We start from the raw sequence: 12,432 nt of genomic DNA on the forward strand, positions 1-12,432 counted from the left end.
TGTGATTAATCTGATGTAATACATTTTTTAACAACTTTTTGATAATTAGACATAAAAACTGATAAATCCAAGCATGATAAAGCTTCAAACATACCCTTGCTTCGTTCTACATTTTAGGTTTGTAAAATGATAAAAAATACAAACTATTGATGAATCTATTAAGATAAACTATCAGTATCTTAAAATAAATCAAGAAGGAACAACAATTGATTATTTACAGCAGGTTGTGGAAGCGGCAAAAGAGAGTATGAAAAATGAGGGATGTCCTTTAATACAGCGAATGTGAAAGATGGAGAAATTGTCATAAAGCACTGCTCCATTTAGTTAACAAGTATCAAACTTCAACCCGACTGACATTGATTTAGTCGGGTTTATTTTATTTCAAAAATCTTATTAAAGAAATTCCCCTTGCCTTCAGGTTCACTTGAAGGTTTATACTCCAATTTATAGCTTAGATATACAAGCTAATACAAAGGAGGAGGAATTTTCATGGAAAATATACAAAACAAAGTAGTTATCATAACCGGCACCAGCAGCGGAATCGGGGAAAATACAGCAAAATTATTGGCAAAGCACGGTGCGAAGGTAGTTTTAGGAGCCAGACGTGAAGAAAGGTTAAGTAGTATAAAACAGGCCATTGAAGAAGCAGGAGGCACAGCTGTTTACAAAATAACGGATGTTACTTCAAGCAAACAAGTACAGGAACTAGCTCAATTAGCTTTAGACGAATTTGGAACGATTGATGTTCTTATTAACAATGCAGGTATTATGCCAGTTTCTCCATTACATGCACAGAAAATGGATGAATGGGATCAAATGATCGATATTAATATCAAAGGAGTATTGTATGGCATATCCGCCGTTCTTCCAACGATGAGAGAGAATAAAAAAGGCCAAATTATTAATGTTGCTTCTGCGTTAGCGCATGTTGTCGTAGAAAATGCTGCAGTATATGCAGGAACAAAGTTTGCGGTGAAGGCTATCACAGAAGGGCTTCGACAGGAGGAATGTGAAAATAATATTCGTACCACGATTATTTCTCCTGGTGCAGTTCAATCAGAAATTACAAATGGGATAACCCATGAAGAAACAAAGGATGCTGTAAAAGGAATGGTGAGTAAAGTGTGGCTGCAGCCAGAAAGTATTGCAAAAGCCATTGCTTATTCTGTAAATGAGCCGGATGAAGTTTCTACGAATGAAATTATCGTCAGACCTACGATTCAAAAAGCTTTTTAATTTCTCCAATTATTATTAATGGAAAGTATCAAATGATTGTATCTTAGAAATGAATGGTCTAAGATACAATCACAGATTATAACACTATAATGATAAATAAAAGGAGAAGTTACTATGGTGTATACAATAAAAGAGGCAGCTGCAAAGACAGAACTTGCTCCACATACTTTACGTTATTACGAAGAAGAGAAACTTTTACCTTACGTAAAGCGGGATGCAAATGGCTATCGAATCTATACAGAGGAAGATTTATCATGGATTGAAGTAATTTCCTGCTTGCGTGATGCAAATGTTTCCATCACTGACTTGAAAGAAATGATGAATTTATCAAAAGGGGATAAAGAGGTATTATCCGAACGAATTGATATTTTAGAAGCACACCAGAAAAAGCTTCAGGAGCAACAGGAAGAATTAAAGAAAACAGAGGAAATGGTAACCATTAAAATTAACCATTTAAAACAGCTTGAGAATATGGATCTTTCAAGTCTAAATAAACAAAAACTTTGTTAGTTATTTTCAAGTGGAAGGTGGTATATTATTTGGGAAATATAGTTTTTCGTAAAGCAAAGAAAAAAGATTTTCCTCAAATTATAGACTTGCAGACAAAAATATTTAACGGTGAACAAAAGATACCCTCGGAAGCTATATCAGCATTTTTATCAAAGAAACCACAATGTTGGTGTGCTGTATTCAATGATATGATTATAGGGGCTGTTGCTGCATGGAAAGAGGATAATGTTGTACATTGGGGGCGATTTGTTACAGATCCTGATCACAAAGGGAATCGTATTGGCAGTAAAATAGTACAATTATCCTTTGATGATTTATTTGCGGATGGAGTTTATGAAATCTACATGGAGGCAAGAGAGGTAACAGCAAATATAGTATGTAAAATGGGCGGGGAGATAGTCGGTGAGCCTCAGCCATTTTATGTTGGGACAGTTATTCCTGTTATTCTGCGGAAAAGTAACTATCATCATTAATTTACAATTTGTGTTCACGAAAACAGTTCTATGCAGTTTAAACTTAACAAGTTGACTGCATTTTTTGTGCTTTATCTGCAAAACATGCTTTCCTGTCATGTTAATGCAAAAAGGTAAAGAACCTTATCAGACAAAAATCACAGCTTAGCACAACTAAGAAGTAAACATTAAATTATTTAAAGTAGTATGATGAACAGGTTTTAGTTTCAAAGAACTCTTTTCGGGGTATCGCTATTCAGATAAACGAATGAAAGAGAGAAGCTAAATGACATTTACAAAATCTAAATCTATTTCCAACAAAATTGGTATTATTGCTAGTTTATTAGTACTAACAGGCACGTTTATTTTACTTTGGCGTTCCTTTTCTGCTAGTGGATATGGTACGTATTCAGGGCAGATTGCATTTTACTTGCTTACATTCCCTTTAACATTATTAATTTTAGGTGTAGCGTCTTTCATTATTTTACTCCTTCTTATTAGGAAGAAATCTGCATTATTTTTAAAAATAATTTGGGCGGTCATCTGTATTTCATTTTTAGGAATAGCGCTTCTTTCCGGGATTCAAAACAAACACTATGCAGATCGTATTGGCACAAAAACAGCATTGATGGATAACTATACATTCTCTTTTTCTGGTACAGATACGTATTCCGATCTAGAAGAAGATGTTGTTTATAAAACTGCCGAAGATGAAGATTTATTACTGGATGTATGGGATACGAAAGTTAATGATGAAAATCGTCCTGTTATTGTAAATATTCATGGCGGCGGATGGAGCAGTGGAGATAAAAGTGAGGTTTCCTCTTGGAGCAAATGGTTTAATTCGAAGGGGTATGTTGTATTTAATGTGGAATACAGTCAAAACGGCCCCGATATGTGGCAAAAACAAATTTCAGATACACATGCAGCGTTAAACTGGATTGTTGAACATGCGAATGAATATCATTTAGATATAAACAGAATTAATTTAATAGGAGCTTCTGCCGGAGGCCATCTAGCCTTATTAACGGGGTACACGGAACTAAAGGAAAACAGCCTTGTTCCCAAAGAAACGGATTCCGACTCCACAGTGAAAATAAATTCTATTATTAATCTATATGGACCATCGGATTTATTACAGCTCTATGGTAAAAATAATAGTAAAGAATTTGTTCAGCCACTGCTAGAACAACTCATGGATGACCAGCCAAAAACAGAAGAAATCAAACAAAGTTATCAGCAAATGTCTCCTATTCAGTATGTAAATGAATCATCTGCCCCCACTGTTTCATTTGTAGGTCTAAAAGATAAAGTGGTACCTGAAGAGCAAATAGAGATATTGCATGAAAAACTTGATGAAAATAATATAGATAACCGAGCTTACTATTTTCCTTTTTCTGACCATAGTTATGACACTAACTGGGACAGTATAGCTAATCAAGCAACCAGACAAAAAATAGAAGAGTTTTTAAATGAATATAACTAGGATTTATTGGGTAAGGGAAAGCTACAAACTAGTGAAAAAAGTAACTAAGTGAAGAATTTGTATAACTTCTTCACTTAGTTACTTTTTATTTTTTCATATCAAATGGGTCAATTACTTTCTTGTCATGAGAAGATAGTACAATATTCGTTGATGGTGTTCCATATTGCATCGTATCATCAATAAATTGTTCTAAGCTTTCCACAGAATGTGTGGCTAATTTGGCAATATAGCTTACCTCTCCGGCAACTCTATAACACTCCAGCACATCCGGATGATTATTACAAAAATTAGATAATGCTTTACAATCTGTTGATTTAAACAATACAAGTGCAGTAATGGGACGATTTAACTTTTTTAAAGAGATATGCGCATGATAACCCTCAATAATTTGCTGTTCTTCTAATCTTCGTACTCTTTCAATGACGGATGGAGAGGTTAAATGAACGGCTTTTGCTAAATCTTTCATAGAGATTTTCGCATTTTCCTGTAATATTCTCAAAATGTTTCTATCAATTGCATCCATAAAATACATCAACCTTTTTTTATTAAACAGAATATCTTATATTCCTAATTATGAAAAGCCAAACACTCAAAAATCCTTTTTGGTCTTATTTAAATGCCTTTGATTTTTATATAAAATAAGATAGCAGAAGAGGTGAAACTGTTTATTGGCAGGAAATATATAAAATTATAGATTAAAATTTAAGTATGGAGGGTGAAGATATGAAAGGGAAAAAAGCTTTAATCATGATAGATGTTCAAAAGGCATTTGAAGATAAGAAATGGGGAGAACGGAATAATCCTGATGCTGAAAAAAATATGAAAATAGTATTAGATAAATGCCGGGAATATCAATGGGAAATTATTCATATTCAGCATATTTCTGATGACCCTGAATCTGTATTTTATGAAAAAGGAGAGGGCTTTCCTATTAAACAAATCGTTACTCCTTTGCAGCAAGAAAAAGTAATAACCAAAAGAGTAAACAGTGCTTTTATCGGAACGGATTTAGATGAATATTTGCAGACATGTCAGATTGAAACAACAGCAATTGTTGGCTTAACCACGCCGCATTGTGTGTCTACAACAACAAGAGCGAGCGGGAATTTAGGATATAAAACGTATCTGCTTTCAGATGCAACTGCTGCGTTTGGAATGAAGGATCATTATGGTGAGTTCATAGATGCTGATATAATCCATCACTTGTCACTGGCAACGATTCATGATGAGTTTGCTAATGTATTAACTACAAGGGAGTTTATTCAAACTGTACTGTGAAAGCACCATGTTTTATAGATATGAAATAGACAGTAAAAAAGTGCTTTGAAGAGCTTCTAATCAAACAATCAACTTGATAAATTCTTGCAAACGTAAAATTGAAGATGGAACAAATTTAGTCTGCAATAATGATACGTTCGTAAAAGTAGTAAACCCATACAGAAAAAACAGTTATTGAAGCAAGCAGTTGATTTATAAGCAGCCCAGGTGAATAGAACTAATTATTTTGTTCAATTTCTATCATTTCTATTTTAATGTTGCCTGGAATTCTCTAAACCATTCTATTTCAAATTTAATCTTCGCAATTCCTAAATCCAGTGTTGCATATTGGAAGAAGGCAATTGATTTCAAACCGTCTTCAGTCAAAAATTCTGTAGCGCCACCAGCTTCTTTTAACTTGTTAATAAACACTGGACCGAAATCATTTCTTTGACCAATCGATGCTTTAATGGCTTCCAGGTGATGTAAATTCTTTTCTAATTCATCAATGTAGCGACTAACAAACTTCTCATGCTCGGAGCTATCTGCAAATCCTTGAAAGAACAGCTTGCTTAATTCCATGTTTTTTTCTTTATATAACATAGGAGTTGATATATTTTCTCTAAAGTGATTTTTTCCTGCTTCGGTGATAAAGTATGTTTTTTTATTTATGCCGCCTTCCACTCGTTCTTCGTAGGTAATCCATTCTTTTTTTAATAATTTATTTATGCCTGCTTGAATACTTCCAGTACTATCACTGCTGACAGTGGAGAGATTTTTTTTGATAAATTGCCTTAATTCATAAATCGTCGATCCCTGAATCATCAGAAATCCTAAAATGATATTATCCATAATCATATATCTCCTTTATTTAAAAGAATCCTGTGACAAAAAAACAAATAGATGCCAATAAAGATAAAGGCGTCATTAAATATCTTTCCTTTTTACTGGAAGATAAGCTATTCATCCCTACATTTAATAAAAGATAAAATCCAAAGAAAATGCATAATCCCTTTTGTACATTAAAAGGAAAAAACGTAGTAATTACCTCGCCTGCATCAAGTATAGCTATAATTGCAACTGCTTGGATAATTAGCGAGATTCCGCTCATTATTCTCATTTTGGAAGGTAATATTTTATATTTTCCACCCAGAGTAAATTCTCCTAACGGGTATCCCAAAGTTACGAGCAGCGTCAACAGTGCAATACATCCAAAAATGATGGCGCCTATTATTGAAAAAGAAAGCATTACAAAACCTCCTTGATAAAATTAGATGAATAAAATAACATTACTATTAGTAATATATCTAATAGTAACATTATTAATGAGAAATGTCAGTATTTTTTTGATTTCTATAAATATAAAAATTTGAGAAGGAGGCAGAAGAGAGTATAATTTCTATGTTGATAAGGTAACTTCTGATTTTAAAAGAATTAAAAAATTACATGAACTAATTTAAAATACATTCAATTAAATAAATCCTTGTCTAAAAATACTAAGTACATTTTTTAGAGACACTTACCTTTACACCAGTATCTCACCTAAAAGTGCGTACTTACATAAGATTTGTTTGCATTCTATAATCAAATAGAAACAAATTTGAAGGAGGATGCAAACACATGAAAACACTTATTGTAGCAGCTCACCCGAGTATCGAGACATCTACTGTAAATAAACGTTGGGTAGAGGAGTTAAAAAAATATCCTGAAAAATATACAGTACATGAATTATATAGAGCTTATCCAGCAGAAAAAATAGATGTAGAAAAGGAAAGGGGGCTGATTGAATCGCATGAAAACTTGGTGTTGCAATTCCCGATTCAATGGTTTAATAGTCCATCACTTTTAAAGAAGTGGATGGATGAAGTTTTCGATTACGGCTGGGCCTACGGTTCCAATGGCGGAGACAAATTAAAAAACCGGAAAGTGGCGCTGGCGGTTTCAGCAGGTATCCGATCCAGCGATTATAGGAAAGAGGGGAGATATGGCCATACGTTAGAACAAATACTTATTCCATTTGAAACCACTTTTTTCTATTGTAAGGCAGATTATCGTTCTATTCATGCGTTTTACGGCGAAGAGAAAAAACCGGGTGGAACAGAAGAGGAGGAGTTAAAGCCTGGGGAAAATGGGTTGGAGCGTAACACAATGAAATATATAACATTTTTGAATAATCTATAGTCATAAAACCCGGAGGCAAGTTGCTACGGGTTTTATGTATGTTCATTATAGTACTCACAAACCTTATTGTTATATGTTGTTATCCCTTGTTTTTTAAGATGTTCATCACCGGTATCACACATTTCTTTTAATAATGACAAAAAGGAACGTCCATACTCCGTAAGACTGTATTCAACTCTGATTGGAACTTCGTCTGCATAAACAGCCCGCTTAATTAGACCGTCTGCTTGTAATTGCTTTAACTGTTCATTCAATACTTTATGAGAAACGCCTTCACAAATTTTAAGTAAATCTTTAGTCCGCTTATTTCCATAACCGAGCTGATAAAGGATAATGCTTTTCCATTTTCCGCTTATGATATTTTGAACCACATCAAATCCTGTATGAACTTTATTCAAAACAATTCACCCCTTACTTGAAAGTAACCTAGTAACAACAAAGTGCAGTATTTTCAATTATACAAACTCAAGTTACTATGATTATAACAAAAATATAAGGTGGTGATGTTAAAAGAAGCTTGGCATAAAGTAGATACTATTTATTAAACACATATCTACTTTAAAGATTGATTTTGCTCTATACGGGACTTAATAAAGGTACTTAATAACAAAGGAGGGGAAAGAATGAATTTAAAAAATAAAGTTGCATTCGTCACTGGTGGGAGCAGGAGGTATTGGTGCAGCTATTGTGAAAAAAATTGCTCAAGAGGAAGCGAAAGTTGCATTTACTTATGTTCATGCTGAGGAAAAAGCGCAAAAGGTAGTGTCGGAAATGAAGGCTCTAGGTCAACAGGGTGTTGCGATTAGGGCAGATAGCGGCAACCCCGGAGAAATTACAGAAGCAGTTGAACAAACAATAGCTTACTTTGGTCAGCTTGATATTCTAGTCAACAATGCAGGAATTTTTCCGGCTGGGCCACCTGAAGCTGTTACATTAGAAGAATTGAATCATACGCTCGATGTGAATGTAAGAGGCGTTTTTATAACTACCCAAACTGCACTAAAATACTTAAAAGAAGGTGGACGAATCATTTCCATTGGCTCCAGCTTTGCTTATCATGTTCCTAAGCCAGATTTCAGTTTATATTCCATGACTAAATCAGCTTTGATTGGTTTTACGAAGGGTCTTGCACGAGATATAGGATCTCGTAAGATAACAGTCAATGCTGTTGATCCAGGTCCGATAAATACGGACATGAGTTCATCTGACGGTCCAAATGCAGAAAAAATAAAAAGTTTGCTGGCATTAGATCATTTTGGAGAGGGAGAAGATATTGCAGCAACGGTAGCTCATTTAGCTGGGGAAAGTGGCCGATTTATTACTGGTACATGCGTAGCTGTAGATGGTGGATTTGGAGCTTAAAAGAAAAAATTCAGTTAAAGTGAGGCAGTATAAACAAATGGAGTATGGAGGAATAAAAGGTGACTTTAAAAAATATTATTTTAAGCAGGAAATCGGTACGGCATTATAACCCAAACGTTATAATTGCCAGAAAGGAAATACTTGATGCGATTGAGTTAGCATCCAAATCACCAAATGGAAATAACATTCAAAGCACGCGATATTTACTTATTGAAGATAAAGCATTGCGCACTAAAGTCAGAGCTGCTGCCAATAATCAAGAGCAGGTGGAAACATCCAGTTATCTGATTTTTGTATTGGGTGATTACCGTGCTTTTGAAACAGCAAATATCCGTGCTATACAGGATGAAGCATTTGAGAAAGGCTATTTTAATCAAGAAATCAAATCACTTTTGACGGATGCAGCCATTGTATATTATCAAGGTATGTCTCACCAGGGCTATGTAAAAGAATTAGTACGTGATGGCAGTCTGGCGGCGATGAGCTTAGTTCTTCTTTTAAATGAAAAAGGGTATCAGACGATTACCATGTCAGGCTATGATAAAACTGCGCTTTTTGAAGCTTTGGATATTCCTGAACACTATGAAGATATTATGTTATTAAGTGTTGGGAAGGGAGCAGAGGATGGTCATGCTACTGTCAGACATCCTGTTGAAGAAATAACATTTGTTAATGCAATAGAATAGGGAAATCAGGAATCACACAGGGAAAGGTTTCTCCGTAGAGGGTTAAATTCTCCTGTTCATACCCATATGGTATAATATCAACGGAACATACAGGGGGGAATATGGATGGAGAGGATTATAAACAATGTAAAAATTCATTATCAAGAGTATGGAGCTGGTAAAACCATTTATTTTTTACATGGATTAGGGCTTGATATTGCCAGCATGATGCAAACTTATGACAGATTTCTAGCTGATAAAAATATTAGACGCGTTTATATTGATTTACCAGGGATGGGGGAATCTGGGGTTAATGAAAACTTAAAAAACTCGGATGATATTTTACATACAATTCAACAATTTATTGTAGCTGATTCTGGAGATGAAGCTGTATCATTGTTCGGGCATTCCTATGGGGGGTATCTGTGTTTCGGTTTAGCCCATAAACTGAAGGGAAAAGTAAATAGTTTGTTTATTACTTGTCCTGTCTTGATTGCGAATATAAATAATCGGAAAACAGCAAAACATAAAAATATTTTCCAGGAGAAAGTATCTGTTGAATCGAATGAAAGCTACTATGAAGATTTTCTCTCCATGAATGTTTTGATAAATAACAAAGCATGGGAAAACTATCAAAAAGCAATTATTCCAGGGTTAACTAAATTTAACAGTGATTTTTGGGATAATTTACAATCAAATTATTTCAAAAACTATTCTTTTTCATTTGAAGAGGAGTTAGTCTCAAGTAGTACGAAATACAAAGGAATTACGTTGTTAGGGAAGAATGATCAAGTCGTTGGTTATCACGATCAATTAAGTTTACTGGATGGCTCAAATGATTTAGAAGTTGCCGTCTTAAACGATGCAGGCCACAATTTATTCATTGATGTCCAGGAAGATATGGATTTCTATTTAAATAGATTTTTACAGCTTCTTTAAATAAGATATTTTTCATTTACTATGTTATATTAAAAAAAACGTACATTACCATCTGAAAGAAAGGGGTGTCCAATTCATGAAGAAAAAAATAATTGCATTTTTATCATTCGGATATGGATACTCTACTGCTGATTTTCATTAAAAATAGTCAAATTGGTGAAGTGTGTCTATTTTTAATGAATAAAGCAGTATAAATTTTTGATGGTGAGGTAATAAAATGAACGAAAAAATAGTAAGAAAAAACCCTGAAAAAATGCCGAGTCCTGTCGGTAACTACACTCAAATTACGAGAGTTCCAAAAAATGCCGAACTCATCGTGACTTCCGGACAAATTGGTGTTGATAAACAAGGAAATATTCCGGAAGACTTCAATGAACAGGTGAAGCATACATTTAACAATATAAAAAGCGTCCTCGGAACGGAAAAAATAAGCAGCGATAATATTATCAAGGTGAATATCTGGGCAACTGAATCCATTGATTGGGATTTCCTGTATTCTGAATGGGATGAACTGTTTCAGTCAGCATATCCTGCAATGACAATCGGATATATTTCAGAGCTTGGCTTGCCTGATATTAAGATTGAAATGGAGATATGGGCCGCTGAAATTTAAATAGTACCAGCACACTTTACCTATTGGACAAAGCCATGAACTACAAATTTGCAGTTCATGGCTTTGTTGTTTTTAAAGAATGAACAGACAAGCATTGTATATAGGACCTGTTCTTTTTTGCAAACCGCCAGCTTTAAACTCCTAAACTAAACATGGAAGCTGATCCTTTGTCTGATTCGGAAAAATCTCCCGAGTTGCTTTCAGACGAATAACCAGATCTGGATTGGATATAAATAATTGCCCAAATGCTACGAAGTCTGCCTGATCAGCTTCAATAATGTCTACTCCTCTTTCAGGATCTATATTTCCGACAGCGATAAGTGTTTCATCCCAGTATTGCCTGAATAATGTATGCAGCGATCTTAGATCATTTTGAAGCGTATCCTCATAGTTTTCTACAGACGGATGGAGGATTTTCAGCTGGTGTTTAGCAAGAACCCCTGTTATGGCACATACCATTTCTTCAGGATATTCCCATACATAATCTGTATCATCATCTTTCTTCTCGGAAATTCGAATGCTGATTCTATTTTTAGGAACAACCTTCTTTACTTCTTTAATAATTAAATCTAAAAACCGCAGTCTGTTTTGCAAAGAACCGCCAAACTCATCCTGACGCTGATTCGTTTTCTCGCTGATAAACTGATCAATCAGATAACCATGTGCGGCATGTATTTCAACACCGTCAAATCCGGCTTCCATTGCATTTCTTGCTGCATCTCTGTAATCGTCTATTATTTGATAGACTTCCGTATTAGTTAAAGCTCTGGGAGTTTGGAAGGGTTTCTTCAATCGATGTACCTTTCCGCTAGCGCTGATAGGTGAGGGGGCGACAGGTGCGTGCCCATTTAAAATTTCCTGATGGCTTACTCTGCCTACATGCCAGAGCTGAGCGAAGATTTTTGTTTTATATTGATGTACTTCTCTTGTAACCTTTTGCCAGCTTAACATCTGGCAATGCGTGAATATGCCGGGTATCCCGTAGGTTCCTTTGGCCGTTTCATTTATAGCAATTCCTTCAGTAATAATTAAGCCGGCACCGTATCTTGCCCGTTTACCATAGTAGTCTGCAACCAGGTAATTGACTTCACCTGTTTCGTCATCAGCAAATCCTCTTGTCATTGGCGCCATTACAATTCTGTTATCTAATGTTAAGTTCCCGATTTTATAATTAGAGAAGATGGAACGTGTCATATTGATCACCTCATATTGAAGTTTAATCTGATGCCGTATTGTTTACAATGGGATGATTAAAGTATATGCTATGAAAAACTTTAAATTTTAAAGAAAGCGGGGAGAAAAGAATGTTAGATCATATCGATCACCAAATATTAGATTTATTAAAAAGAAATGCAAGACTTACATACACAGAAATCGGCAAACAGATAAACATGTCATCTCCTGCTGTGAAAACGAGGATAGAGAGATTAGAAGATAATGTAATAAAGCGTTATACGGTCGAGGTAAATCATAAAGAGCTTAATAAAGGAATACATGGTTTCGTTCTATTTCAAACCAAGAGCTGTGAAAAGTTAACGAATTACTGTAAAGAAAACAACAATATCATAGATTTGTGGAGGATTGGCGGAGAGTATAATTACATGGCCGAAGTGGTTTGTGAAGGTATGGAAGAGCTGGAGCAAATCTCCAAAGATACAACGCAGTTTGCTTTTTCCAATATATTATCCGTTCTGGGTGATCATCCTGTTAATAACGATTAAGAATAAGAGT

16 protein-coding genes are annotated in these 12,432 nt (G+C 34.8%); 11 read left to right on the plus strand and 5 right to left on the minus strand.

Features of this window, described 5'->3' with window-relative positions; translation table 11 throughout:
- The first annotated feature begins 489 nt into the window (after positions 1-489).
- The 4 genes from OSO01_RS00005 to OSO01_RS00020 all read left to right on the plus strand — a co-directional run bounded on the left by OSO01_RS00005 (position 490) and on the right by OSO01_RS00020 (position 3,684).
- Positions 490-1,236, plus strand: coding sequence for an SDR family oxidoreductase (locus OSO01_RS00005; RefSeq protein WP_147207696.1), 747 nt, complete (start codon positions 490-492; stop codon positions 1,234-1,236).
- A gap of 114 nt (positions 1,237-1,350) precedes the next feature.
- The gene (locus OSO01_RS00010) at positions 1,351-1,746 is read left to right on the plus strand and encodes a MerR family transcriptional regulator (RefSeq protein ID WP_147207697.1); all 396 of its coding nucleotides are present in this window, start codon (positions 1,351-1,353) and stop codon (positions 1,744-1,746) included.
- 29 nt (positions 1,747-1,775) lie between these two features.
- On the plus strand, positions 1,776-2,219 hold the full coding sequence (locus tag OSO01_RS00015) for a GNAT family N-acetyltransferase (protein WP_186813503.1): 444 nt from the start codon (positions 1,776-1,778) through the stop codon (positions 2,217-2,219).
- A 265-nt stretch (positions 2,220-2,484) separates the two neighbouring features.
- Positions 2,485-3,684, plus strand: a complete 1,200-nt coding sequence (locus tag OSO01_RS00020) for an alpha/beta hydrolase (protein ID WP_147207699.1) — start codon at positions 2,485-2,487, stop codon at positions 3,682-3,684.
- A gap of 85 nt (positions 3,685-3,769) precedes the next feature.
- Here OSO01_RS00020 and OSO01_RS00025 read toward each other — a convergent pair whose 3' ends face one another.
- Complete coding sequence (locus OSO01_RS00025; protein WP_147207700.1) at positions 3,770-4,207, minus strand: Lrp/AsnC family transcriptional regulator; 438 nt, start codon at positions 4,205-4,207, stop codon at positions 3,770-3,772.
- Between the two features lie 200 nt (positions 4,208-4,407).
- On the opposite strand from OSO01_RS00025, the gene OSO01_RS00030 reads away from it, so the two are divergent.
- On the plus strand, positions 4,408-4,962 hold the full coding sequence (locus OSO01_RS00030) for a cysteine hydrolase family protein (RefSeq protein WP_147207701.1): 555 nt from the start codon (positions 4,408-4,410) through the stop codon (positions 4,960-4,962).
- Between the two features lie 246 nt (positions 4,963-5,208).
- On the opposite strand, the gene OSO01_RS00035 is transcribed toward OSO01_RS00030, so the two are convergent.
- Positions 5,209-5,793, minus strand: a complete 585-nt coding sequence (locus OSO01_RS00035; protein ID WP_147207702.1) for a PadR family transcriptional regulator — start codon at positions 5,791-5,793, stop codon at positions 5,209-5,211.
- Positions 5,794-5,812: 19 nt separating this feature from the next.
- On the minus strand, positions 5,813-6,190 hold the full coding sequence (locus OSO01_RS00040; RefSeq protein WP_147207703.1) for a hypothetical protein: 378 nt from the start codon (positions 6,188-6,190) through the stop codon (positions 5,813-5,815).
- 371 nt (positions 6,191-6,561) lie between these two features.
- On the opposite strand from OSO01_RS00040, the gene OSO01_RS00045 reads away from it, so the two are divergent.
- Positions 6,562-7,122 (plus strand): NAD(P)H-dependent oxidoreductase, encoded by a 561-nt coding sequence (locus OSO01_RS00045; RefSeq protein WP_147207704.1) that lies wholly within the window; start codon positions 6,562-6,564, stop codon positions 7,120-7,122.
- Between the two features lie 32 nt (positions 7,123-7,154).
- Here the strand turns inward: OSO01_RS00045 and OSO01_RS00050 are convergent, their stop codons facing one another.
- Positions 7,155-7,520, minus strand: coding sequence for a winged helix-turn-helix transcriptional regulator (locus tag OSO01_RS00050; RefSeq protein ID WP_147207705.1), 366 nt, complete (start codon positions 7,518-7,520; stop codon positions 7,155-7,157).
- A gap of 259 nt (positions 7,521-7,779) precedes the next feature.
- Between OSO01_RS00050 and OSO01_RS00055 the strand changes: the two genes are divergently transcribed.
- The 4 genes from OSO01_RS00055 (at position 7,780) to OSO01_RS00070 (ending at position 10,701) form a co-directional block, all read left to right on the plus strand.
- On the plus strand, positions 7,780-8,484 hold the full coding sequence (locus tag OSO01_RS00055; RefSeq protein WP_281289802.1) for an SDR family NAD(P)-dependent oxidoreductase: 705 nt from the start codon (positions 7,780-7,782) through the stop codon (positions 8,482-8,484).
- A gap of 59 nt (positions 8,485-8,543) precedes the next feature.
- On the plus strand, positions 8,544-9,170 hold the full coding sequence (locus OSO01_RS00060; protein ID WP_147207706.1) for a nitroreductase family protein: 627 nt from the start codon (positions 8,544-8,546) through the stop codon (positions 9,168-9,170).
- Positions 9,171-9,275: 105 nt separating this feature from the next.
- A complete protein-coding gene (locus tag OSO01_RS00065; RefSeq protein ID WP_147207707.1) occupies positions 9,276-10,088 on the plus strand; it encodes an alpha/beta fold hydrolase in 813 nt (270 codons plus the stop codon).
- A gap of 217 nt (positions 10,089-10,305) precedes the next feature.
- Positions 10,306-10,701: a RidA family protein gene (locus OSO01_RS00070; protein ID WP_147207708.1), complete on the plus strand. Its 396-nt coding sequence runs from the start codon at positions 10,306-10,308 to the stop codon at positions 10,699-10,701.
- Positions 10,702-10,842: 141 nt separating this feature from the next.
- On the opposite strand, the gene OSO01_RS00075 is transcribed toward OSO01_RS00070, so the two are convergent.
- Positions 10,843-11,895, minus strand: a complete 1,053-nt coding sequence (locus tag OSO01_RS00075) for an alkene reductase (RefSeq protein WP_147207709.1) — start codon at positions 11,893-11,895, stop codon at positions 10,843-10,845.
- A 110-nt stretch (positions 11,896-12,005) separates the two neighbouring features.
- Between OSO01_RS00075 and OSO01_RS00080 the strand changes: the two genes are divergently transcribed.
- Positions 12,006-12,422, plus strand: coding sequence for an Lrp/AsnC family transcriptional regulator (locus tag OSO01_RS00080; RefSeq protein ID WP_147207710.1), 417 nt, complete (start codon positions 12,006-12,008; stop codon positions 12,420-12,422).
- The last annotated feature ends 10 nt before the right edge of the window (positions 12,423-12,432 follow it).

This window comes from Oceanobacillus sojae (assembly GCF_007991515.1).
In the GTDB taxonomy this organism is placed as follows: domain Bacteria; phylum Bacillota; class Bacilli; order Bacillales; family Amphibacillaceae; genus Oceanobacillus; species Oceanobacillus sojae.

What these genes read in the sequence shown, in the direction of transcription:
- OSO01_RS00080 (WP_147207710.1), top strand. Translation starts at nt 12,006, where the DNA reads ATGTTAGATCATATCGATCACCAAATATTAGATTTATTAAAAAGAAAT.
- OSO01_RS00040 (WP_147207703.1), bottom strand. Translation starts at nt 6,190, where the DNA reads ATGCTTTCTTTTTCAATAATAGGCGCCATCATTTTTGGATGTATTGCA.
- OSO01_RS00030 (WP_147207701.1), top strand. Translation starts at nt 4,408, where the DNA reads ATGAAAGGGAAAAAAGCTTTAATCATGATAGATGTTCAAAAGGCATTT.
- OSO01_RS00070 (WP_147207708.1), top strand. Translation starts at nt 10,306, where the DNA reads ATGAACGAAAAAATAGTAAGAAAAAACCCTGAAAAAATGCCGAGTCCT.
- OSO01_RS00005 (WP_147207696.1), top strand. Translation starts at nt 490, where the DNA reads ATGGAAAATATACAAAACAAAGTAGTTATCATAACCGGCACCAGCAGC.
- OSO01_RS00065 (WP_147207707.1), top strand. Translation starts at nt 9,276, where the DNA reads ATGGAGAGGATTATAAACAATGTAAAAATTCATTATCAAGAGTATGGA.
- OSO01_RS00025 (WP_147207700.1), bottom strand. Translation starts at nt 4,207, where the DNA reads ATGGATGCAATTGATAGAAACATTTTGAGAATATTACAGGAAAATGCG.
- OSO01_RS00075 (WP_147207709.1), bottom strand. Translation starts at nt 11,895, where the DNA reads ATGACACGTTCCATCTTCTCTAATTATAAAATCGGGAACTTAACATTA.
- OSO01_RS00020 (WP_147207699.1), top strand. Translation starts at nt 2,485, where the DNA reads ATGACATTTACAAAATCTAAATCTATTTCCAACAAAATTGGTATTATT.
- OSO01_RS00045 (WP_147207704.1), top strand. Translation starts at nt 6,562, where the DNA reads ATGAAAACACTTATTGTAGCAGCTCACCCGAGTATCGAGACATCTACT.
- OSO01_RS00010 (WP_147207697.1), top strand. Translation starts at nt 1,351, where the DNA reads ATGGTGTATACAATAAAAGAGGCAGCTGCAAAGACAGAACTTGCTCCA.
- OSO01_RS00035 (WP_147207702.1), bottom strand. Translation starts at nt 5,793, where the DNA reads ATGGATAATATCATTTTAGGATTTCTGATGATTCAGGGATCGACGATT.